The sequence below is a fragment of the Streptomyces sp. NPDC054834 genome, assembly GCF_053611185.1.
Genome location: NZ_JBSGZV010000029.1, coordinates 44,727 through 66,069 on the forward strand (window position 1 = coordinate 44,727; position 21,343 = coordinate 66,069).

The 21,343-nt window shown below is 69.2% G+C and carries 22 protein-coding genes and 1 riboswitch; of the genes, 15 read left to right on the forward strand and 7 right to left on the reverse strand.

What is annotated here, in order from left to right; all coding sequences use genetic code 11:
- Positions 1-83 precede the first annotated feature (83 nt).
- Positions 84-1,268 (reverse strand): quinolinate synthase NadA, encoded by a 1,185-nt coding sequence (nadA, locus tag ACWGJM_RS31635; RefSeq protein WP_453415162.1) that lies wholly within the window; start codon positions 1,266-1,268, stop codon positions 84-86.
- A 264-nt stretch (positions 1,269-1,532) separates the two neighbouring features.
- Here nadA and ACWGJM_RS31640 point away from each other — a divergent pair, with 264 nt between their 5' ends.
- Positions 1,533-1,889 (forward strand): iron-sulfur cluster assembly accessory protein, encoded by a 357-nt coding sequence (locus ACWGJM_RS31640; RefSeq protein ID WP_076089244.1) that lies wholly within the window; start codon positions 1,533-1,535, stop codon positions 1,887-1,889.
- A gap of 79 nt (positions 1,890-1,968) precedes the next feature.
- Here ACWGJM_RS31640 and ACWGJM_RS31645 read toward each other — a convergent pair whose 3' ends face one another.
- The gene (locus ACWGJM_RS31645) at positions 1,969-3,801 is read right to left on the reverse strand and encodes a hypothetical protein (RefSeq protein ID WP_453415163.1); all 1,833 of its coding nucleotides are present in this window, start codon (positions 3,799-3,801) and stop codon (positions 1,969-1,971) included.
- A 101-nt stretch (positions 3,802-3,902) separates the two neighbouring features.
- A complete protein-coding gene (locus ACWGJM_RS31650; RefSeq protein ID WP_390735093.1) occupies positions 3,903-4,112 on the reverse strand; it encodes a hypothetical protein in 210 nt (69 codons plus the stop codon).
- Positions 4,113-4,261: 149 nt separating this feature from the next.
- Here ACWGJM_RS31650 and ACWGJM_RS31655 point away from each other — a divergent pair, with 149 nt between their 5' ends.
- Entirely contained in the window at positions 4,262-5,236 is a 975-nt protein-coding gene (locus ACWGJM_RS31655) for a carbohydrate kinase family protein (RefSeq protein WP_453415164.1), read from the forward strand.
- On the opposite strand, the gene ACWGJM_RS31660 is transcribed toward ACWGJM_RS31655, so the two are convergent.
- Positions 5,237-6,616 carry an aminotransferase class V-fold PLP-dependent enzyme gene (locus tag ACWGJM_RS31660; protein ID WP_453415165.1) on the reverse strand — a complete coding sequence of 460 codons (1,380 nt, stop codon included), beginning with the start codon at positions 6,614-6,616 and terminating at the stop codon, positions 5,237-5,239. It abuts the gene before it with no gap.
- Positions 6,617-6,952: 336 nt separating this feature from the next.
- Between ACWGJM_RS31660 and ctaC the strand changes: the two genes are divergently transcribed.
- From ctaC to ACWGJM_RS31680, 4 genes are all read left to right on the forward strand, one after another.
- Complete coding sequence (ctaC, locus tag ACWGJM_RS31665) at positions 6,953-7,912, forward strand: aa3-type cytochrome oxidase subunit II (RefSeq protein ID WP_453415166.1); 960 nt, start codon at positions 6,953-6,955, stop codon at positions 7,910-7,912.
- Entirely contained in the window at positions 7,909-9,645 is a 1,737-nt protein-coding gene (gene ctaD / locus ACWGJM_RS31670) for an aa3-type cytochrome oxidase subunit I (protein WP_453415167.1), read from the forward strand. Before ctaC ends, ctaD begins: the two co-directional genes overlap by 4 nt.
- A complete protein-coding gene (locus tag ACWGJM_RS31675; protein WP_361816501.1) occupies positions 9,642-10,040 on the forward strand; it encodes a cytochrome c oxidase subunit 4 in 399 nt (132 codons plus the stop codon). Before ctaD ends, ACWGJM_RS31675 begins: the two co-directional genes overlap by 4 nt.
- 146 nt (positions 10,041-10,186) lie before the next feature.
- On the forward strand, positions 10,187-11,446 hold the full coding sequence (locus ACWGJM_RS31680) for an Ig-like domain-containing protein (RefSeq protein ID WP_453415168.1): 1,260 nt from the start codon (positions 10,187-10,189) through the stop codon (positions 11,444-11,446).
- A 42-nt stretch (positions 11,447-11,488) separates the two neighbouring features.
- On the opposite strand, the gene ACWGJM_RS31685 is transcribed toward ACWGJM_RS31680, so the two are convergent.
- Positions 11,489-11,890 (reverse strand): hypothetical protein, encoded by a 402-nt coding sequence (locus tag ACWGJM_RS31685; protein ID WP_453415169.1) that lies wholly within the window; start codon positions 11,888-11,890, stop codon positions 11,489-11,491.
- Positions 11,891-12,088: 198 nt separating this feature from the next.
- On the opposite strand from ACWGJM_RS31685, the gene ctaE reads away from it, so the two are divergent.
- From ctaE to ACWGJM_RS31725, 8 genes are all read left to right on the forward strand, one after another.
- The gene (ctaE, locus tag ACWGJM_RS31690) at positions 12,089-12,709 is read left to right on the forward strand and encodes an aa3-type cytochrome oxidase subunit III (RefSeq protein WP_132850863.1); all 621 of its coding nucleotides are present in this window, start codon (positions 12,089-12,091) and stop codon (positions 12,707-12,709) included.
- 62 nt (positions 12,710-12,771) lie between these two features.
- Positions 12,772-13,584: a cytochrome bc1 complex diheme cytochrome c subunit gene (gene qcrC / locus ACWGJM_RS31695; protein ID WP_453415170.1), complete on the forward strand. Its 813-nt coding sequence runs from the start codon at positions 12,772-12,774 to the stop codon at positions 13,582-13,584.
- Positions 13,581-14,639 carry a cytochrome bc1 complex Rieske iron-sulfur subunit gene (gene qcrA / locus ACWGJM_RS31700; protein ID WP_453415171.1) on the forward strand — a complete coding sequence of 353 codons (1,059 nt, stop codon included), beginning with the start codon at positions 13,581-13,583 and terminating at the stop codon, positions 14,637-14,639. Before qcrC ends, qcrA begins: the two co-directional genes overlap by 4 nt.
- Positions 14,636-16,273 (forward strand): cytochrome bc1 complex cytochrome b subunit, encoded by a 1,638-nt coding sequence (gene qcrB / locus ACWGJM_RS31705; protein ID WP_453415172.1) that lies wholly within the window; start codon positions 14,636-14,638, stop codon positions 16,271-16,273. The genes qcrA and qcrB overlap by 4 nt, the downstream gene beginning before the upstream one ends.
- A 141-nt stretch (positions 16,274-16,414) precedes the next feature.
- A complete protein-coding gene (gene trpD / locus ACWGJM_RS31710) occupies positions 16,415-17,479 on the forward strand; it encodes an anthranilate phosphoribosyltransferase (RefSeq protein WP_453415173.1) in 1,065 nt (354 codons plus the stop codon).
- A 101-nt stretch (positions 17,480-17,580) separates the two neighbouring features.
- A complete protein-coding gene (locus ACWGJM_RS31715) occupies positions 17,581-17,937 on the forward strand; it encodes a PRC-barrel domain-containing protein (RefSeq protein ID WP_453415174.1) in 357 nt (118 codons plus the stop codon).
- A gap of 28 nt (positions 17,938-17,965) precedes the next feature.
- The gene (locus ACWGJM_RS31720; protein WP_453415175.1) at positions 17,966-18,139 is read left to right on the forward strand and encodes a hypothetical protein; all 174 of its coding nucleotides are present in this window, start codon (positions 17,966-17,968) and stop codon (positions 18,137-18,139) included.
- A 77-nt stretch (positions 18,140-18,216) separates the two neighbouring features.
- A riboswitch (SAM riboswitch) is annotated at positions 18,217-18,333 on the forward strand.
- A 179-nt stretch (positions 18,334-18,512) separates the two neighbouring features.
- Entirely contained in the window at positions 18,513-19,889 is a 1,377-nt protein-coding gene (locus ACWGJM_RS31725; RefSeq protein ID WP_453415176.1) for an aminotransferase class V-fold PLP-dependent enzyme, read from the forward strand.
- Here ACWGJM_RS31725 and ACWGJM_RS31730 read toward each other — a convergent pair.
- Positions 19,886-20,167 carry an Lrp/AsnC family transcriptional regulator gene (locus ACWGJM_RS31730; RefSeq protein WP_361437510.1) on the reverse strand — a complete coding sequence of 94 codons (282 nt, stop codon included), beginning with the start codon at positions 20,165-20,167 and terminating at the stop codon, positions 19,886-19,888. The two genes, ACWGJM_RS31725 and ACWGJM_RS31730, sit on opposite strands and share 4 nt — an antisense overlap.
- Positions 20,164-20,919 (reverse strand): rhomboid family intramembrane serine protease, encoded by a 756-nt coding sequence (locus tag ACWGJM_RS31735; protein WP_453415177.1) that lies wholly within the window; start codon positions 20,917-20,919, stop codon positions 20,164-20,166. Before ACWGJM_RS31735 ends, ACWGJM_RS31730 begins: the two co-directional genes overlap by 4 nt.
- A 155-nt stretch (positions 20,920-21,074) precedes the next feature.
- Here ACWGJM_RS31735 and ACWGJM_RS31740 point away from each other — a divergent pair, with 155 nt between their 5' ends.
- Entirely contained in the window at positions 21,075-21,314 is a 240-nt protein-coding gene (locus ACWGJM_RS31740) for a hypothetical protein (protein WP_453415178.1), read from the forward strand.
- Positions 21,315-21,343: the final 29 nt, after the last annotated feature.

Below are 21,343 nucleotides of genomic sequence, written 5' to 3' on the forward strand. Positions count from 1 at the left end.
GACCAGCGTAGTGACCCAGGTACGAAAAGATGCCCCTTCCGCCCAGGAAGGGGCATCTCCCAACATGGGGAAGCAGCCGGGGTTTACGGCAGCGCCAGCATCCGCTCCAGTGCCAGCTTCGCGAAGGCCTCCGTCTCCTCGTCGACCTCGATGCGGTTGACGAGGTTGCCCTCGGCGAGGGACTCCAGGGCCCAGACCAGGTGGGGGAGGTCGATGCGGTTCATGGTCGAGCAGAAGCAGACCGTCTTGTCGAGGAAGACGATCTCCTTGCCCTCGGGCGCGAAACGGTTCGCCAGGCGGCGGACCAGGTTCAGCTCCGTGCCGATGGCCCACTTGGAGCCGGCCGGGGCGGCCTCCAGGGCCTTGATGATGTACTCCGTCGAGCCGACGTAGTCGGCCGCGGCCACGACCTCGTGCTTGCACTCGGGGTGGACCAGGACGTTGACGCCGGGGATGCGGGTGCGCACGTCGTTCACCGAGTCGAGGCTGAAGCGGCCGTGGACCGAGCAGTGGCCGCGCCACAGGATCATCTTGGCGGCGCGCAGCTCGTCGGCGGTCAGTCCGCCGTTCGGCTTGTGCGGGTTGTAGACCACGCAGTCGTCCAGGGACATGCCCATGTCGCGGACGGCGGTGTTGCGGCCGAGGTGCTGGTCCGGCAGGAACAGGACCTTTTCGCCCTGCTCGAAGGCCCAGTCCAGGGCCCGCTTCGCGTTCGACGACGTGCAGATGGTGCCGCCGTGCTTGCCGGTGAACGCCTTGATGTCCGCGGAGGAGTTCATGTACGAGACGGGCACCACCTGCTCGGCGATGCCGGCCTCCGTCAGGACGTCCCAGCACTCCGCGACCTGCTCGGCCGTCGCCATGTCGGCCATGGAGCAGCCGGCGGCGAGGTCGGGCAGGACGACCTTCTGGTCGTCGGAGGTGAGGATGTCGGCCGACTCTGCCATGAAGTGCACACCGCAGAAGACGATGTACTCGGCCTCCGGGCGCGCGGCCGCGTCCCGGGCCAGCTTGAAGGAGTCGCCCGTGACATCGGCGAACTGGATGACCTCGTCGCGCTGGTAGTGGTGGCCGAGCACGAAGACCTTGTCGCCGAGCTTCGCCTTGGCCGCGCGGGCGCGCTCGACCAGGTCGGGGTCGGACGGCGAGGGCAGGTCACCGGGACACTCGACGCCCCGCTCGCTCTTCGGGTCGGCCTCACGGCCGAGCAGCAGCAGGGCGAGCGGAGACGGCTGTACGTCGAGCTCCGGGGTCTGGGCGGTGGTCACGGCACGCACCCTTTCTGGTCTTCTCTACTTTTCGTCGAACTGACGCTATCTATCATAACCTGCTTCACGTCACTTTGACGATGGTCATTGCGTCGATGTGACGTGAATCCCGATGAGGCGCCGGTGAGGCGTTTTCCGCTTCCAACCGCATGTGCGAGCATGAGAAGGGAACGACAAGACGAACGCTCGGCCCGGAATGAATCCGCGGCCCCGCCGGTTGCAACCGTCGGCAAGCAGTCTCCGTACAACCCGGGAGAGATGTAGATGTCCGTATCGGACGAGACCAGCACCGTCACCGACGGCATCATCCTGACCGACGCCGCCGCGGCGAAGGTCAAGGCCCTGCTCGACCAGGAAGGCCGTGACGACCTCGCCCTGCGCGTCGCCGTCCAGCCCGGTGGCTGCTCCGGCCTGCGCTACCAGCTCTTCTTCGACGAGCGCTCGCTCGACGGCGACGTCGAGAAGGACTTCGGCGGCGTCAAGGTGGTCACCGACCGGATGAGCGCCCCGTACCTGGGCGGCGCCACCGTCGACTTCGTGGACACGATCGAGAAGCAGGGCTTCACGATCGACAACCCGAACGCGACGGGCTCCTGCGCCTGCGGCGACTCCTTCAGCTGAGCCGCGCGACGCACACAGCGCACAACACGAAGGCGGCGGCCCCCTCCGACGGGGCCGCCGCCTTCGCGCGTCCGGGGACTCAGCGAGTCAATGAGGACGACGACTTCGGCAGGCGTGCGCCCGGCCGCTCCTTCGGGATCTCCTGGCCGTCCGAGCCGACCACCTTCCGGTCGCCGAGCGGCTGGTCCAGGTGCACGGTCCGGTGGTAGACCTTCGCGATCAGCACGCAGATCTTGTTCGGCCAGGGCTTCTCGGTCACCGTGACGGTCACCTTGCCGGAGTCCTCGGCGGCCGACGCCTTGTAGTCGGCGCACACCCCGCCCTCGAACGCCACGGTCAGGTCGTCGCCCGCGACGCTGTAGCCGGTCACCGTCACGGGCTTCTCGGCCGGTGACGCCGACGACGTGCCCGACGGCGCGCCCGACTGCGTGCCCGACTGCGTGGTATCCGGCGACGCCAGGTACTTCGGGTCGACGGCCGGGTACGTCACCGTGAGGGCGTTCCCCGTCCCCCGCGTCTGGAAGAGCCAGGACGGAACCAGTGCCTGCCGGCCGTCGACGGAGTGCGCGGCCAGCCCGAACACCGCCTTCCGCACGGTGACCGTCTCCCGCGTCGGCGTCGGCACGGCCGACCCCGACACCGACCCGCACGGCTGCTCCAGCCGGTCCTTCTGCGGTACGGGAGCGGCGCAACCGCCGATGCCCATCCGGTGGTCGGTCCCGGGCGCCGCGTTCAGCAAGCTCAGCGCCTTCTCGGCGCCCAGGACGGGATACGTGTCCCCCTTCACCGGAGCCTTCAGCTCACCGTGGCCGCCGATCACCTGGCCCTGCTTGTCGACGGTCAGGCCGGTCGTCCAGCCGTAGGTGGGCAGCCCGCCCACCACAGGGTCGGCGTTCACCACCCGCTGGGCGCCCATGACCTGGCTCGCGTCCACCTTGGCGTCGTCCTGGCCGACCGCCTTCAGCACCGGCGCCGCCGCCTTCTTCGCGGCCGACTCGCTCACCCCGTCGGTGGCCGGATTGGCGGGGTCCTGCGTGCAGACGGTGATCTTCTTGCAGTTGTCGGTGCCGGGCGCGTACCGGCTGAACGTCCAGGTGCCCGGCGCCTCCTTGTTGACCTGAAGACTCGGCCCGGACCCGTCCTTCCCGGCGCCGACCCGCCAGGTCTGCCCCTCGGCCACCGGAGTGCCGTCGACGTCCAGCGCCTTCGCCAGCCGGGCCACCTCGTCCTTGGTGACCTCGCCGCCGGCCCGGTACACCGGCGCCGAGGCGGGGCCGTCGGGCAGGGTGCCGGCGGCCTTGTACGTGACGCCGTACGGGTTGGGCTCACCTGGCGCGATGCCCTCCGAGGAGCCGTCCAGGGTGAGGGGCGGGGGAGTGCCGCCGGAGGCCGCGGACCCCGTACCGCCGCCCGAGGCGCCGTTCGCGGTCGCGGCGAGGTACGCCCCACCGCCACCGACCAGCAGCACGGCCGCGGCGACGGAGGCGATGACAGCGGGGGAGCGGCGGCGGGCGGGCCGTTCGTCATCGGCCTCGCCGTGGTCCCGGGGAACCTCGTCGTCGGACAGCTCGGCCACGACCGCGGGCTCGACCGCAGGCTCGGCCGCGGCTTCCGGCTCGGGGGAGGACTCCAGCTGGGGCGCGGCTTCCGGCTCGGGCACGGAATCGGGCTCCGGCTCCGCCACCGCTTCGGACACGGCCTCCGGCTGCTCGGACACGGCTTCCGCCTGCTCGGGTGCGGCCTCCGGCTCGGGCGAGGCTTCCGGCTCCGCTGCGGCTGCCGCCTCGGGCGCGGCCTCCTCCTCGGCCTCATGCCCGGCCGGGCCCCCAGGCTCCGGAATCCGGTTCTCCGCCGAGGCTCCCCCGCCGGTGCCCGCGGCCGCGTCGTCGTTGTCGGGTCGCTCGGTGTTCACCGCATCGCTCCTTGCTGGGTCGTATCCCGCATCCCCTCCACGGGGGACGGCGATGGGACGCGGCGGGTGAGCGAGCGGTTCCCTCGAACGGACCGGATGAATCAGTCGCCGTAGTCCGACATGGCGTCGAGCAGCCGCGCGGAGGCAACGGGGACGGTCACGCCGTGGATCAGCGACGGGGGCACGGGAACGGAGGAGTCCCGGTCCGCCACCGCCCAGTGCGGAGCCATCCTGGCGCAGTCACCGCGCAGCGACGCCAGGTCGCCGTCGAGGTCGGCCGGAACGGGGGCGTGGACCTTGAGGTTCGTCATAGCGGCACCGTAAGCATGTGAGGTCAGCGGATAAAGATCTACTATCCGGTAGTTTTCCCGCTCCCGCACCTCGGCCGGAACAGGTGGCGTGAACGACCGGACCGGGTAGCGTGAACTGTCAAACCGCCTCCCTCAGGAGAATCCTCGCCGTGCGCATCGCAGTCACCGGCTCCATCGCCACCGACCACCTCATGACCTTCCCCGGCCGCTTCGCCGACCAGCTGGTCGCGGACCAGCTGCACACGGTCTCCCTCTCCTTCCTGGTCGACAACCTCGACGTCCGCCGTGGCGGCGTCGGCGCGAACATCGCCTTCGGCATGGGACAGCTCGGCACCCGGCCCGTCCTGGTCGGCGCCGCCGGCTTCGACTTCGACGAGTACCGCGCCTGGCTGGAGCGGCACGGCGTGGACACCGAGTCGGTGCGCATCTCCGAGACCCTGCACACCGCCCGCTTCGTGTGCACCACCGACACCGACCACAACCAGATCGGTTCCTTCTACACCGGCGCCATGAGCGAGGCCCGGCTGATCGAGCTCAAGACCGTCGCCGACCGCGTCGACGGCCTGGACCTGGTCCTGATCGGCGCAGACGACCCCGAGGCGATGCTCCGCCACACCGAGGAGTGCCGCTCGCGGAACATCCCGTTCGCCGCCGACTTCTCCCAGCAGATCGCCCGCATGGACGGCGAGGAGATCCGGATACTGCTGGACGGGGCGACGTACCTGTTCTCCAACGAGTACGAGAAGGGCCTCATCGAGTCCAAGACGGGCTGGACCGACGAGGAGATCCTCGCCAAGGTCGGCCACCGGGTCACCACGCTCGGCTCGCAGGGCGTCCGCATCGAACGGGCCGGTGAGGACCCGGTCGAGGTCGGCTGCCCGGAGGAGGAGCGCAAGGCCGACCCCACCGGCGTCGGCGACGCCTTCCGCGCCGGCTTCCTCTCCGGCCTCGCCTGGGGCGTCTCCCACGAGCGCGCCGCCCAGGTCGGCTGCATGCTGGCGACCCTCGTCATCGAGACGGTCGGCACCCAGGAGTACCAGCTGCGCCGCGCCCACTTCATGGACCGCTTCACCAAGGCCTACGGCCACGAGGCCGCCGCCGAGGTCCAGCAGCACCTCGCGTAGTCAGGCGATGCGGCGGACCACGTACGCCGAACCGTGGTCCGCCGGCTCCTCGCCGGCGTACTCCTGCCCGCGCATCTCGCACCACGCCGGGATGTCCAGCCGGGCCGCCTCGTCGTCGGACAGGACCCGGACCGTGCCGCCCACCGGCACGTCCCCGATGACCTTCGCCAGCTCGATGACCGGGATCGGGCAGCGCTTGCCGAGCGAGTCGACGACCACCTCGTCCGGCCGTACGGCCGCCGCGGCGGGCACCGGCGCGCCGAGCTTCTCCCGCACCCCCGCCACCACGCCCGGCAGCACCGACAGGAACCGCTCGACGTCGTCCTGCGCGGTGCCCGGCGGCAGCGACACCCGGACGTTGCCCTCGCTCAGCACCCCCATCGCCTTGAGCACATGGCTGGGCGTCAGCGTGCTGCTCGTACAGGACGAACCGGACGAGACGGAGAAGCCGGCCCGGTCCAACTCGTGCAGCAGGGTCTCCCCGTCGACGTAGAGACAGGAGAAGGTGACGATCCCGGGCAGCCGCCGCTCCGGATCGCCCACCACCTCCACGTCCGGCACCGACTCCCGCACCCCCGCGCGGATCCGCCGCGTCAGCTCCCGCAGCCGTGCCGCCTCCTCGGCGGCCTCCGCCCGCACCGCCCGCAGCGAGGCCACCGCGGCCACGATCGCCGGGAGGTTCTCGAAGCCGGACGCCCGCCCCGACTCCCGCTCGTCCACCGGCCCTTGCGGCGCGAACCGCACCCCCTTGCGGACCACCAGCAGCCCGACCCCCGACGGCCCGCCCCACTTGTGCGCACTCGCCGTCAGCAGCGACCAGTCCCCCTCGACCCGCCCCCACCCCAGCGACTGCGCCGCGTCCACCAGCAGCGGCACCCCGGCCGCCCGGCACACCTCGGCCACCTCCGCCACCGGCTGCACGGTCCCCACCTCGTGGTTCGCCGACTGGAGACAGGCGAGCGCGGTGTCGGGCCGGAGGGCGGCCCCGTACGAGTCGGCGGTCACCGCGCCATTACGGCTCACGGCGACCTGCGTGACCGTGCCGCCGTCCGCTTCGTGCGTGTCCGCCGAATGGAGAACCGAGGAGTGCTCGACGGATGACACGATCAGGTGACGTCCGACCCGCCGTCGCCCCGCCAGCGCCCCCGCGATCCCGCTGTGCACGGCCCGGGTCCCGGAAGAGGTGAACGTCAGTTCGTCCACCCGGCACCCGACAGCCTCGGCAGCCGCCTCCCGAGCCACGTCGAGCAACATCCGCGCCCGCCGCCCCTCCCGGTACAACCGCGCGGGATCGGCCCACCCTTCATCGAGCGAAGCCACCAGGGCCTGCCGGGCAACGGAATGAAGAGGAGCACCAGAAGCAGCATCGAAGTAGGCCACACGCCAACGTTAAACGCCGTGCAGAGCAGCGCGCCCAAGGGGCGCGGGGCTGTGTCGACATGCGGCTCCGCCGCGTGGGCGCGAGCAACCACAAGGCACCCGCACTCGCGAACGAAACCCCAGGAAACCCGAGCTGTTCGGCGCCCGAAGCCCAGCTGATCCACCCCTTCGGGCCGACCCGCGGCGCGTATGCCCCCCTCCCCGCGACCCGCCGGAAGGCGTCCAGTAGGGTTTGGTCCGCATAAACATCAAACCCCTGCCCGACGCAGGGCGGCGACCGACCAGCGAGAAGGCCGCAGCCAACCAGCGCGGGCGAGACTCTCGGGAAGGCGCTACGTGAGTCCCAACGGCTCCGACCGCTCGCCGCGGCGCCCGATGCGGCGGAAGCTGCTGCAGGCAATGACCGCGGGCCTGGTCCTGGCGACCGCAACCGGTTGCACATACAAGGACTTCCCCCGCCTTGGCATGCCCACCCCGACCACGGAAGAGGCTCCGCGGATCCTCTCCCTGTGGCAGGGCTCCTGGGCTGCCGCGCTCGCCGTCGGCGTGCTGGTGTGGGGCCTGATCCTGTGGAGCGCCATGTTCCACCGGCGCAGCCGCACCAAGGTCGAGGTACCTCCGCAGACCCGGTACAACATGCCGATCGAGGCGCTGTACACGGTGGTACCGATCATCATCATCTCGGTGCTCTTCTACTTCACGGCCCGGGACGAGTCGAAGCTCCTCGACCTCTCCAAGAAGCCCGACGTCACCATCAACGTCGTCGGCTTCCAGTGGAGCTGGGGCTTCAACTACGTCGAGAACGTGCCCGGTTCCACCGGCAACGCCAAGACCGACCCGCAGCTGAACGCGATCCCGGACCGGTTCAAGACCGACTTCCCGGCGAACGCCGGCGGTGTCTACGACGTCGGCACGCCCGGCACGCGGAACCCGGAGACCGGCAACCCGGGGCCGACGCTGTGGCTGCCCAAGGGCAAGACGGTCCGCTTCGTCCTCACCTCGCGTGACGTCATCCACTCCTTCTGGGTGCTGCCGTTCCTGATGAAGCAGGACGTCATCCCGGGCCACACCAACGCCTTCCAGGTGACTCCCAACGCGTACGGCACCTTCAGGGGCAAGTGCGCCGAGCTCTGCGGCGTCGACCACTCCCGGATGCTGTTCAACGTGAAGGTCGTCTCCCCGGCGGCCTACGAGAAGCACCTCAAGGACCTCGTCAAGAAGGGGCAGACCGGTTACATTCCCGCCGGCATCGCGCAGACGAGCCACGAGAAGAACCGGGAGACGAACAACCTGTGAGCATCCTCAACGAACCCCAGGGTGCCGCGGCGGCTGACTCTTACGAGAACGAGCTGCCGGTAAGGCGCAAGCAACCCGGCAACGTCATGGTGAAGTGGCTGACGACCACCGACCACAAGACGATCGGCACGCTCTACCTCGTCACCTCGTTCGCGTTCTTCCTCATCGGCGGCGTCATGGCGCTGCTCATGCGCGCCGAGCTGGCCCGGCCGGGCCTTCAGTTCATGTCGAACGAGCAGTTCAACCAGGCGTTCACGATGCACGGCACGATCATGCTGCTGATGTTCGCGACGCCGCTGTTCGCCGGTTTCACGAACTGGATCATGCCGCTCCAGATCGGCGCGCCCGACGTGGCGTTCCCGCGGCTGAACATGTTCGCCTACTGGCTGTACCTGTTCGGCTCGCTGATCGCGGTGGCCGGCTTCCTCACCCCGCAGGGTGCGGCCGACTTCGGCTGGTTCGCCTACGCCCCGCTGTCGGACGCCATCCGCAGCCCCGGTGTCGGCGCCGACATGTGGATCATGGGTCTGGCCTTCTCCGGCTTCGGCACGATCCTCGGCTCGGTCAACTTCATCACCACGATCATCTGCATGCGCGCGCCCGGCATGACCATGTTCCGCATGCCGATCTTCACCTGGAACGTGCTGCTGACCGGTGTCCTGGTCCTGCTGGCCTTCCCGGTCCTGGCCGCCGCGCTGTTCGCCCTGGAGGCGGACCGCAAGTTCGGTGCCCACGTCTTCGACGCCGCCAACGGCGGATCACTACTGTGGCAACACCTCTTCTGGTTCTTCGGCCATCCAGAGGTGTACATCATCGCGCTACCGTTCTTCGGCATCATTTCCGAGGTCATCCCGGTCTTCAGCCGCAAGCCGATGTTCGGCTACATGGGCCTGATCGCCGCGACCATCTCGATCGCCGGTCTGTCCGTGACGGTGTGGGCGCACCACATGTACGTCACCGGTGGCGTGCTCCTGCCGTTCTTCTCCTTCATGACCTTCCTGATCGCGGTCCCGACCGGTGTGAAGTTCTTCAACTGGATCGGCACCATGTGGAAGGGCTCGCTGAGCTTCGAGACCCCGATGCTGTGGGCGACCGGCTTCCTGATCACCTTCACGTTCGGTGGTCTGACCGGTGTCATCCTGGCCTCGCCGCCGATGGACTTCCACGTCTCGGACTCGTACTTCGTGGTGGCGCACTTCCACTACGTCGTCTTCGGCACCGTCGTCTTCGCGATGTTCTCCGGATTCCACTTCTGGTGGCCGAAGTTCACCGGCAAGATGCTGGACGAGCGCCTCGGCAAGATCACCTTCTGGACGCTGTTCATCGGCTTCCACGGCACCTTCCTGGTCCAGCACTGGCTGGGCGCCGAGGGCATGCCGCGCCGGTACGCGGACTACCTGGCTGCCGACGGCTTCACCGCCCTGAACACGGTCTCGACCATCAGCTCGTTCGTGCTCGGCCTGTCGATCCTGCCGTTCCTCTACAACGTGTGGAAGACGGCCAAGTACGGCAAGCCGGTCGGCGTCGACGACCCGTGGGGCTACGGCCGTTCGCTCGAGTGGGCGACCTCCTGCCCGCCGCCGCGCCACAACTTCCTCACCCTGCCGCGGATCCGCAGCGAATCCCCGGCGTTCGACCTGCACCACCCCGAGATCGCCGCTCTTGAGCAGCTCGAGCACGCCGGCCACGGCAGCAGCAGCGCCATCGCGGGCAGCAAGGAGGCCGGCAAGTGAAGATCCAGGGCCGGATGTTCATCTGGCTGAGCTTCTTCGTCCTGATCATGGCCGTCGTGTACGGCGTGTGGTCGAAGGAGCCGGCCGGTACCACGGCGCTCTTCCTGGCCTTCGGCCTGTGCATCATGATCGGCTTCTACCTGGGCTTCACCGCCCGGCGGGTCGACGCGGGTGCCCAGGACAACAAGGAGGCCGATGTCGCGGACGACGCGGGCGAGCTGGGCTTCTTCAGCCCGCACAGCTGGCAGCCGCTCATGCTCGGCACCGGCGGTGCGATCGCCTTCCTCAGCATCGCGGTCGGCTGGTGGCTGATCTACTTCGCGGCACCGATCATCATGATCGGCCTGTTCGGCTGGGTCTTCGAGTACTACCACGGTGAGAACCGCACCCAGTAGTACGCACACGCCGTAGCGCCCGCCGAGCGCACCGGAAGCCCGGACACTCCGCCAGGAGGTCCGGGCTTCCGTCGTTCCCGCAGGGCCCTTCCCCCGTCCGCTACACCCAGCGCGCCCGGGTCGGCGAGGCTCCTTAGCGTGAGCTCATGAGCATCTCTCCGCGCACCCGCACCGTCGTCAGCTGCGCCCTGCTGATGGCCGCCCTCGGCGCGGGCGTCACCGCCTGCGGATCGGACGGCAGCCCCCTGGCGGACAAGCCGTACGACGCGGCGGACCAGATCTCCTTCAGCGGCCTCACCGGCGACGGGAAGAAGGCCGACCCGGACAAGCCCATCGAGGTCACCGCAGAGGACGACGGGCGCATCACCGACGTCACCGCCGTGGACGCCACGGGACGCTATGTGGCGGGCGAACTCGCCGCCGACGGCAGCCGCTGGCACAGCACCGCCCCACTGGCCGCGAACGCCCACTACACGGTGCGGATCAGCACGGAGGACGAGGACGGGGCGCCCGGCCGCCGGACCTTCACCTTCGACACCAGCCTGCCCAGGACCACCAAGCGCCTGGACGTCACCTTCGGGCCCGGCGCGGGCGCGTACGGCGTCGGCCAGCCCGTCACGGCGAAGCTGAACCAAGAGGTCAAGGACAAGGCGCAGCGGGCCATCGTGGAGCGCGCCCTCAGGGTCGACTCCATCCCGGCCGTGGCCGGCTCCTGGTACTGGGTGAACGCCAAGGAACTCCACTACCGTCCCAAGGAGTACTGGCCCGCGCACGCCACCGTCCAGGTGCACAGCAACCTGGAAGGCGTGAGGATCAGCGACCGCCTCTGGGGCGGCACCGCCAAGCCCCTGACGTTGACCATCGGCGACCGGATCGAGGCCGTCACGGACGCGTCGTCCCACGAGATGACGGTCTACAAGAACGGCGCGGTGATCAACGAGATCCCCGTCACCACCGGAAAGCCCGGCTTCGAGACCCGCAACGGCGTCAAGGTCGTACTGGAGAAGCAGCAGTTCGTACGCATGCGCGGCAGCACCGTCGGCATCGCCGAGGGCACCTCCGACTCCTACGACCTGCCGGTCTACTACGCCACCCGTGTCACCTGGTCCGGCGAGTACGTGCACGCCGCCCCCTGGTCCGTCGGCTCGCAGGGCTACGCGAACGTCAGCCACGGCTGCACGGGCATGAGCACGCCCAACGCGGAGTGGTTCTTCGACACCATCCACCCGGGCGACATCGTCAAGGTCGTCAACTCGGCCGGCCACACGATGGAGCCCTTCGACAACGGCTTCGGCGACTGGAACGTCGGCTGGAACAAGTGGCGCACCGGCAGCGCCCTGACCAACGGCAAGCCCGACGGCCCGGCCCCGCAGGACGCGCTGAGACTCCGGCCGACGGCGGTGTGAGGGTCACAGCGCAGGGGCGCGGCTCGGCCGCGCCCCGAGCCGTCAGGCGCTCAGCAGCTTCCTCTTCCGCAGCAGGGAGGCCAGCGCCGCGGCGAACTCCACCGGGTCGACAGGCAGGGTCACCGCCGCGTCGGCCCGGCTCCATGTCGCCAGCCAGGCGTCCTGCGGCCGCCCCATCAACAGCAGCACCGGCGGGCAGTTGAAGATCTCGTCCTTGATCTGCCGGCATACCCCCATGCCCCCCATGGGCACGGCCTCACCGTCCAGGACGCAGACGTCGATGCCGCCCTTGTCCAGCTCCGCGATCACCGCCGCAGGCGTCGCGCATTCCACGAACTCCACCACGGGTGCGTCCGGAGCCGGCCGGCGTCCGGTGGCGAGCCGGACCTGCTCTCGGGTGTTGGAGTTGTCGCTGTAGACCAGCACCGTGGCGGTCGGCTGCATGGTTCCTCCGATACACAGGGCGTACGCCGTCGTACGAACAGGACCGATGCGGCGGATGCTACCCCCTCGGACACCCTGTCAACACTGGTGCGGACACGACTCCGAAAGACCGCTTGATGGGCCATACGGGCACTGCACACCCTGCGAACACTCCGAACGGCACCCCCCGGAGTGAGGGCGAGATAAGCGACCGACATAATGTCGGTCGTGGCGACAGCAACGACAGTAGAAACCGGGCACGCGCACCCGTCGGTCAACCGGCCGAACCTCACCAGCGTCGGAACCATCATCTGGCTGAGTTCCGAGCTGATGTTCTTCGCGGCCCTCTTCGCGATGTACTTCACCCTGCGATCGGTGACGGGTCCCGATCACTGGAAGGAGATGGCGTCCAGCCTGAACCTTCCGTTCTCGGCGACGAACACCACGATCCTGGTGCTCTCCTCCCTCACCTGCCAGCTCGGCGTGTTCGCGGCCGAGCGCGGTGATGTGAAGAAGCTCCGGGGCTGGTTCATCGTCACGTTCGTGATGGGTGCGATCTTCATCGGCGGCCAGATCTTCGAGTACACCGAGCTGGTGAAGAAGGACGGGCTCTCGCTCTCCTCCGACCCGTACGGCTCGGTGTTCTACCTGACCACCGGCTTCCACGGCCTGCACGTGACGGGCGGTCTCATCGCCTTCCTGCTGGTCCTCGGCCGCACCTACGCGGCGAAGAGGTTCACGCACGAGCAGGCCACCGCCGCGATCGTCGTGTCCTACTACTGGCACTTCGTCGATGTCGTCTGGATCGGCCTCTTCGCCACGATCTACCTGATCAAGTAGCCGGGACCGCTCCCGAACATCCAGAAGCATCGACGCAGAAGATCCTGACACCGGGGTAATCCGTGAAAAAGCTCTCCGCACGACGACGCCATCCGCTGGCGGCGGTCGTCGTCCTACTCCTCGCGCTGGCGGCCACTGGGGGGCTGTACGCCGCGTTCGCGCCCGCGAGCAAGGCGCAGGCCGATGAGTCCTCCCAGTCCCTGACCATCGAAGAGGGCAAGAAGCTCTACGAGGTCGGTTGCGCCAGCTGCCACGGCACCGGTGGCCAGGGCTCCTCCGACGGGCCGAGCCTGGTGGGCGTTGGCGCCGCGGCCGTCGACTTCCAGGTCGGCACCGGCCGTATGCCGGCCGCCACCTCCCAGGGCGCGCAGGTCCCGAAGAAGAAGAACATCTACACCCAGGCCCAGATCGACCAGCTGGCGGCGTTCATCGCCTCCCTGGGCGCCGGCCCGAACGTGCCGACCTCGGAGCAGTACAACCCGAGCGACGGCGACATCGCCAAGGGCGGCGAGCTGTTCCGCACCAACTGCGCGCAGTGCCACAACTTCACCGGCAAGGGTGGTGCGCTGACCAAGGGCAAGTTCGCCCCGTCCCTGGACGGCGTCGACCCGAAGCACATCTACGAGGCCATGCAGACCGGCCCGCAGAACATGCCGTCCTTCCCCGACACCACGATGTCGGAGAAGAATAAGAAGGACATCATCGCGTACCTGCACGCGGTCAACGGCGATGAGACGACGAACCCCGGCGGTCTGGAGCTGGGCGGCCTCGGGCCGGTCAGCGAGGGTCTGTTCGCGTGGATCTTCGGTCTCGGCGCACTTGTCGCGGTCGCCGTCTGGGTCGCCGCTCGGACCGCAAAGGCCAAGAAGTCATGAGTAGCCAAGACATTCCAGAAGAGAACCTGCCCGCCGAGCAGGACACCACGCACGGCGCCGTAGACGTCGCGGACGAGAAGAACCCGTTCGCCGACCCGGGGCTGCCGCCGCACGAGCACCGGATCCAGGACATCGACGAGCGGGCCGCCAGGCGGTCCGAGCGCGTGGTCGCCCTGCTGTTCACGGTGTCGATGCTGGCCACCATCGGCTTCATCGCCTCGTACGTGACGGTGCCGGCCGACAAGTCGATCTTCGTCTTCCCGATCGGCCACGTCAGCGCGCTCAACTTCGCGCTGGGCCTGTGCCTCGGCACGGCGCTGTTCTGCATCGGCGCGGGCGCGGTCCACTGGGCCCGCACCCTGATGTCCGACGTGGAGGTCGCCGACGAGCGTCACCCGATCGCGGCCCCGCCCGAGGTCCGGGCGAAGGTCCACGCGGACTTCAAGCAGGGCGCCAAGGAGTCGGCGCTCGGCCGCCGCAAGCTGATCCGCAACACGATGCTCGGCGCGCTCACCCTGGTGCCGCTCTCCGGCGTCGTCCTGCTGCGCGACCTCGGCCCGCTGCCCGAGACCAAGCTCCGCCACACGCTGTGGTCCAAGGGCAAGCTGCTGGTCAACATGAACACCAACCAGCCGCTGCGCCCCGAGGACGTCCAGGTCGGCTCGCTGACCTTCGCCAAGCCCGAGGGCCTGGAGGAGGCACAGGAGGATTTCCAGAACGAGATCGCCAAGGCGGCCCTGATGATCATCCGGCTCCAGCCGGACAACATCAAGGACAAGCGCGAGCTCGAGTGGTCGCACGAGGGCATCGTCGCGTACTCGAAGATCTGCACCCACGTCGGTTGCCCGATCTCGCTGTACGAGCAGCAGACGCACCACGTGCTGTGCCCGTGCCACCAGTCCACCTTCGACCTCTCCGACGGTGCCCGAGTGATCTTCGGCCCCGCCGGTCACGCCCTGCCCCAGCTCCGCATCGGCGTGAACGGAGACGGTTACCTCCAGGCGCTCGGCGACTTCGAGGAGCCCGTCGGTCCTGCATTCTGGGAGCGCGGATGAGTACTTCAGCCAACGAACAGCCCCGCCCCCGCGGGAAGGCACCGGCCGGCGAGCGCGTCGCCGACTGGGCCGACGGCCGGCTCGGGATCTACTCCCTGGCCAAGGCCAACATGCGCAAGATCTTCCCCGACCACTGGTCGTTCATGTTGGGCGAGGTCTGCCTCTACAGCTTCCTCATCATCATCCTCACGGGTGTGTACCTGACGCTGTTCTTCCACCCGTCGATGAACGAGGTGGAGTACCACGGCAGCTACGTCCCGCTCCAGGGACAGCTGATGAGCGAGGCGTTCAGCTCGACCCTGCACATCTCCTTCGACGTGCGCGGTGGTCTGCTCATCCGGCAGATCCACCACTGGGCCGCGCTGATCTTCCTGGCCGGCATGTTCGTGCACATGATGCGCGTCTTCTTCACCGGCGCGTTCCGCAAGCCGCGTGAGATCAACTGGCTGTTCGGCTTCCTGCTGTTCGTCCTGGGCATGTTCACCGGCTTCACCGGTTACTCGCTCCCGGACGACCTGCTCTCCGGCACCGGTGTCCGCTTCACCGAGGGCGCGATCCTGTCCATGCCGATCGTCGGCACGTACATCTCGTTCTTCCTCTTCGGCGGCGAGTTCCCCGGCCACGACTTCGTGGCCCGGTTCTACTCGATCCACATCCTGCTGCTGCCGGGCATCATGCTCGGCCTGGTCGTCGGCCACCTGATCCTGGTCTTCTACCACAAGCACACGCAGTTCGCGGGTCCCGGCAAGAGCAACAAGAACGTCGTCGGCATGCCGCTGCTGCCGGTCTACATGGCCAAGGCCGGAGGCTTCTTCTTCCTGGTCTTCGGTGTCATCGCGGCCATCGCGGCGGTCGCCCAGATCAACCCGATCTGGGCCATGGGCCCCTACCGTCCGGACCAGGTGTCCACCGGCGCCCAGCCCGACTGGTACATGGGCTTCGCCGAGGGTCTCGTCCGTTACATGCCGGGCTGGGAGATCAACCTCTGGGGTCACACGCTCGTCCTGGGCGTGTTCATCCCGCTGGTCCTCTTCGGCCTCGTGCTGGCGGCGATCGCGCTCTACCCGTTCATCGAGTCCTGGGTCACCGGCGACAAGAGCGAGCACCACATCCTGGACCGCCCGCGCAACGCCCCGACCCGTACCGGGTTCGGTGTCGCCTGGGTCACCGTGTACATGATCGGTCTGGTCGGCGGTGGCAACGACCTGTGGGCCACCCACTTCCACCTGTCGATCAACGCGGTCACCTGGTTCGTCCGGATCGGCTTCTTCGCCGGACCGGTCCTCGCGTTCATCATCACCAAGCGGATCTGCCTCGGCCTCCAGCGCCGCGACCGCGACAAGGTGCTGCACGGTCGCGAGACCGGCATCATCAAGCGCCTGCCGCACGGTGAGTTCATCGAGGTCCACGAGCCGCTCAGCCAGGAGCAGCTGCACACCCTCACGGCCCACAACCAGTACAAGCCGGCCGAGATCGGCCCGACGGTCGACGAGAACGGCGTCGAGCGGAAGATCAAGGGCTCCGAGAAGCTGCGCGCCAAGCTCAGCGACGCCTACTACGGCGACGACAACCAGATCCCGAAGCCGACTGTCGAGGAGTACAAGGAGATCACGAGCGGCCACGGCCACCACTGATCGCTGCGCACGCCACGCCACGCGCGAAGGGCCCCGTCCGGTGTTCGGACGGGGCCCTTCGCCGTGCCCCGGGCTGGATAGGGTGGCAGCACACTCTTCTTCTACGACGACACACTCTTCTACGACGACCAGGAGCGGCTGATGAGCGCTGTGACCCCCGCTGGAGGCGACACCGCGGCGGGCCGTTCCTGGCCCGAGGTGCTGAACGCCCTGCTGTACGGCCGTGACCAGAGCGCCGACGCGACGGCCTGGGCGATGGACCAGATCATGCGCGGCGAGGCCACCGACGCGCAGATCGCCGGCTTCGTGGTGGCGCTGCGCGCCAAGGGCGAGACCGTCGAGGAGATCACCGGTGTGGTCCGGGCGATGTACGAGCACGCCAATGTGATCGAGGTGTCGGGCCGCACGGTCGACATCGTGGGCACGGGCGGCGACGGCGCGAAGACGGTGAACATCTCCACGATGTCGGCGCTCGTGGTGGCCGGCACGGGCGCGAAGGTCGTCAAGCACGGCAACCGGGCGGCCTCCTCGGCGTCGGGCTCGTCGGACGTCCTGGAGAAGCTGGGCGTCAATCTGGACCTGACGCCACAGCGGGTGGCCGAGGTGGCGGAGGAGGCGGGCATCACCTTCTGCTTCGCGGTGAAGTTCCACCCGGCGCTGCGTCATGTGGCCGCCGCCCGCGGCCAGCTGGGCATTCGGACGGTCTTCAACGCCCTCGGGCCGCTGACCAACCCGGCGAAGGTGAAGGCCCAGGCGGTCGGCGTCGCGGACCCCCGTCTGGCGCCGATGATCGCGGGTGTCCTGGCCGAACGCGGCAACTCCTCCCTGGTCTTCCGCGGCGACGACGGCCTCGACGAGCTGACCACGACGTCCACGTCCCACGTCTGGGTCGTGCGCGACGGCAAGGTCGCCGAGGAGCGCTTCGACCCGCGCGACGTCGGCATCGAGCTGGTGCCGGTGGAGGCCCTGCGCGGCGGTGACCCGTCGTACAACGCCGAGGTCGCCCTGAAGCTCCTCGACGGGGAGACGGGCCCCGTACGGGACGCCGTCCTGCTGAACTCGGCGGCGGCCCTGGTGGCCCTGGACCCGACGGAGGAGCCGCTGGCCGAGCAGCTCCGCGCCGGGATGCGCAAGGCGGCCGAGTCGATCGACACCGGCTCGGCCAGACGGACCCTGGACCGCTGGGTGGCCGCGAGCAACGCGTGACCCGAGCGGCCGCGGGAGTACAGTGAAGACGTGGTAGCTCTCCCGCGGCCGCTCCGCTTCCCCCTGCGGTGTCCGGGAGGGCGGGCCGCGAGGAGCGAGGCATGATCCACTCAGCCGATATCCGCGAGTGGCGCAACCGCGACGTGATCGATCCCAGGGGCCGCAAGATCGGAGCCCTCGAAGCGGTCTACGTGGACACCACCGACGACACGCCCGCCATGGTCACCGTCCGCACCGGGGTGCCGACACGCCACCGGCTCGTCTTCGTCCCTCTCGACGAGGCGACCCTCGGACCCGGTTACGTGCGGGTGGCCCATCCCCGCGGGCAGGTGAAGAAGTCGCCGTCGATCGGCATGGACGACGTCCTGCCGGCCGAACGGGAACACGAGATCTTCGAACACTACGACAGGCCCTACGAGGCCGGTGCCGAACGCGGGCGCCGTCTCGCGCGCGGCTGACCGGCCCGGTCGGAGGATGTGGTCACCCATGGCGCTCTTCCTGTTCCTGATCATCGTGGCGCTCGTGCTGGGACTCATCGGCGTGGCGGCGAACGGGTTGTTCTACCTCCTGATCATCGGTGTGGTGGTCCTGGCCGTCGACCTGGTGCTGTTCGGCGTGCGCTGGTCCCGGCGCTCGCATCGGCACCACTTCGTCCGGTGACCCCGACGCGTGGGCGGCGTCCCGGGATCCGGACACGAGTTGCGGGCCGGTGATCGGCTCGCGTACGTTCCATTCCAGGTCATGAGTGACAGTCATTCGGCCCCGGCCGACTGTCCGGCAACCCTCCGTCCGTGGCGGGGTGCCCCGGGTGAAGACCAGGCCGCAGGCAGCGAGGTCTGCGGCAAGCGCGGACCCCTCGCAAACCAGGGGTCCTGGTCGTCGAGGGAGCCTTCCGTGAGCAAGCGAATGCGCTAGGGCCGCCGGCCCTAGGGGCGTCGAGCCCCGCCTCCGCACACCCCCTTCACCCTGTCGGCGCTCGAGCACCCGTTCGCTCGCGTCGGCGATTTCCGCCTGCTTTCACGGGAGTACACCCATGTCCGTCTCCACCCTTGCCGCCGACCAGTCCGTCTGCGCCCCGCTGCCCGTTCTGGGCCGGGACGTCACCGTGCCGCTCGTCACCGGCGGCGAGGTCACCTACGCCGCGCTCGACTACGCGGCCAGCGCCCCCGCGCTCCAGCGGGTCTGGGACGACGTGGCCGCGTACGCCCCGTACTACGGCAGCGTGCACCGGGGCGCCGGTTACCTCTCCCAGCTGTCCACCGACCTCTTCGAGAACGCCCGGAAGACCGTCGCCGAGTTCCTCGACTGCCGGGAGAACGACCAGGTGGTCTTCACCCGGTCCACCACGGACTCCCTCAACCTGCTCGCCCGCGCGCTCCCCGCCGACTGCCAGGTCTTCGTCTTCGAGACCGAGCACCACGCCTCGCTGCTGCCCTGGCAGGACGCGCGGGTCACCTACCTCAACGCCCCGCGCACCCCGCGGCAGGCCGTCGAGACGCTGGAGCGGGCCCTCGCCGACCGCACTGTGTCGATTGAAGGGGGGTACGGGCCGGCCCTGGTGTGCGTCACCGGCGCCTCGAACGTCACCGGCGAGCTGTGGCCGGTCCGCGAGCTGGCCGCCGCCGCCCACGCGCACGGCGCCCGGATCGTCCTGGACGCCGCCCAGCTGGCCCCGCACCACCCGGTGTCCGTCCGGGACCTCGACGTCGACTGGGTCGCCTTCTCCGGGCACAAGCTGTACGCCCCGTTCGGCTCCGGTGTGCTGGCCGGCCGCGCGGACTGGCTGCGCGCGGCCGAGCCGTACCTCGCGGGCGGCGGCGCCAGCCGCAAGGTCAGCCGGCGCACGGACGGGGGAGTGGACGTGGAGTGGCACGACAGCGCCGCCCGCCACGAGGCCGGCTCCCCGAACGTCATCGGCGCCTACTCCATCGCCTCGGCCTGCAAGGCGCTCACCGAGGCGGGCTTCGACACCCTGGTCGCCCGGGAGGAGTACCTGATCGGGAAGGTCCGCGCGGGCCTCGCCGAGGTCCCCGAGGTCCGGGTCCTCTCCCTCTTCGGCGACGACGCCCCGCGCGTCGGCGTCATCTCCTTCGTCGTCGAGGGCTGGAACAGCTCGCACTTCGCCGCCGCCCTCTCCGCCGAGTACGGCATCGGCGTCCGCGACGGCCTGTTCTGCGCCCACCCGCTCCTGCGCACCCTGCTCGGCAGCGACCCGCAGGCCCAGGGCGAGTGCGGCGCCCCCGAGGCCGCGCCCGGCGAGAAGTCCCTCAACGCCATCCGCGTCAGCTTCGGCGCGGGCACTCCGGACGAGCACGTGGAGCGGTTCGTGGGCGCGGTGCAGGAGCTCGTGCGGGCCGGCGCGAAGTGGAACTACCGCACCGAGAACGGCCGTTGCGTCCCTGCCGTCTAGTTGTCCAGCCCGATCGCGAAGGCCGCCTCGAGGTCGTGCTGGGAGTAGGTACGGAACGCCACGTGCGTGTCGGTGCCCTCCACGCCGGGGATCTTGCTGATCTTGCCGGGGATGACATCCGCCAGGTTCTCGTGCTGCCGTACCCGGACCATGGCGATCAGGTCGTAGGTGCCGGTGACGGAGAAGACCTCGCTGACGCTGTCCAGCGCGGCGATCTGCTCCGCGATCTCGGGGATCCTGTCCACGCTGGTCTTGATGAGCACGATCGCGGTGATCACGGCTGGTTCTCTCCCTCGGGGGCCGGAGCTGGGGCGGGCTCAACTTTAGGGCAGGCCCTGGTGGCCCGCCCGAACAGCACCCACGCGAAGACGAAGCCCAGCCCGAAGCCCACCAGGTGGGCCAGGTACGCCACGCCCGGGCCCTGGGCGGCCCGGCGCGCCGCCAGCCATTGCAGTGCCGCCCAGAAGGGCAGGACGACCCAGGCGGGGAAGCGCAGCGGGAGAAAGAACAGAAAGGGGAGGAGACTGGTGACGCGGGCACCGGGGAACAGGTAGAGGAACGCGCCGAGCACCGCCGAGATCGCCCCCGAGGCCCCGACCAGGGACTGCTCGGAGGTGGCGTTGGCGGCGGCGTAGCCGAGCAGCGCCAGGTAGCCGCAGCCGAGGTAGAAGAGGGTGAACTGCACGCGGCCCATCCGTTCCTCGGTCATCGCCCCGAAGACGTAGAGGAAGAGCATGTTGCCCAGCAGATGCACCCAGCTGCCATGCACGAACAGTGCCGTGGCCGGGGTGAGGACCGCCCGGGCCGGGCCCCCGAAGAGCTCGGCGGGGATCACGCCCCAGTGCCGGAAGTAGGCCCGCTGGGCGGCGAGCAGTCCGTCGCCGGAGCCGTACGCCGGATTCAGTCCGGCCGCCGGCCCGAGCAGGAAGAGCAGGCAGCACAGGACGATCAGGGCGTGCGTCATCGGCGCCGGCGAGCGCCGGACCCGCTTGAGGGTCCCGCCGGCCGCCGCGCTCCAGTTGCTGATCATGGACACAGAGCATGACGTAACCGGACGCAAGCGAACAGACCGCCTCGCCGCCGTGGACGGACGGGCGGCGAGTACCCGCCAGGCCGTAGGGTTACGAGCCACACGCGTCGCGGAGAGGACGCGTCACGGACACTAGAAGGAAGCGAACAGTCACGATGCCGGTTCCCCTGCCGACCGACCAGACCCGGTGGCGCTGCACGCTCTGCGGCAACCTCACCCGCTTCGACGTGACCCGCTCGTCGAAGGTCGTGGAGTACGTCCACCTCGACCTCGCCGGTGAGCCGAAGGTCGAGGAGCGCGAGGTGGTCAGTGAGACCATCGAGTCGGTGCGCTGCCGCTGGTGCAACGCGGTGGACCAGGTGGAACTCGTGGACAGGCCGGGCGCCGACTCCTGAACGGAGCGGTCGCGCATGTAGTGGGGTGT

Bases quoted from the DNA above. Each gene is read 5' to 3' on its own strand.
- ACWGJM_RS31640 (WP_076089244.1), top strand. From the start codon at position 1,533: ATGTCCGTATCGGACGAGACCAGCACCGTCACCGACGGCATCATCCTG.
- ACWGJM_RS31650 (WP_390735093.1), bottom strand. From the start codon at position 4,112: ATGACGAACCTCAAGGTCCACGCCCCCGTTCCGGCCGACCTCGACGGC.
- ACWGJM_RS31680 (WP_453415168.1), top strand. From the start codon at position 10,187: ATGAGCATCTCTCCGCGCACCCGCACCGTCGTCAGCTGCGCCCTGCTG.
- ACWGJM_RS31685 (WP_453415169.1), bottom strand. From the start codon at position 11,890: ATGCAGCCGACCGCCACGGTGCTGGTCTACAGCGACAACTCCAACACC.
- ctaE (WP_132850863.1), top strand. From the start codon at position 12,089: ATGTCGGTCGTGGCGACAGCAACGACAGTAGAAACCGGGCACGCGCAC.
- qcrA (WP_453415171.1), top strand. From the start codon at position 13,581: ATGAGTAGCCAAGACATTCCAGAAGAGAACCTGCCCGCCGAGCAGGAC.
- qcrB (WP_453415172.1), top strand. From the start codon at position 14,636: ATGAGTACTTCAGCCAACGAACAGCCCCGCCCCCGCGGGAAGGCACCG.
- trpD (WP_453415173.1), top strand. From the start codon at position 16,415: ATGAGCGCTGTGACCCCCGCTGGAGGCGACACCGCGGCGGGCCGTTCC.
- ACWGJM_RS31715 (WP_453415174.1), top strand. From the start codon at position 17,581: ATGATCCACTCAGCCGATATCCGCGAGTGGCGCAACCGCGACGTGATC.
- ACWGJM_RS31720 (WP_453415175.1), top strand. From the start codon at position 17,966: ATGGCGCTCTTCCTGTTCCTGATCATCGTGGCGCTCGTGCTGGGACTC.
- ACWGJM_RS31725 (WP_453415176.1), top strand. From the start codon at position 18,513: ATGTCCGTCTCCACCCTTGCCGCCGACCAGTCCGTCTGCGCCCCGCTG.
- ACWGJM_RS31735 (WP_453415177.1), bottom strand. From the start codon at position 20,919: ATGATCAGCAACTGGAGCGCGGCGGCCGGCGGGACCCTCAAGCGGGTC.
- ACWGJM_RS31740 (WP_453415178.1), top strand. From the start codon at position 21,075: ATGCCGGTTCCCCTGCCGACCGACCAGACCCGGTGGCGCTGCACGCTC.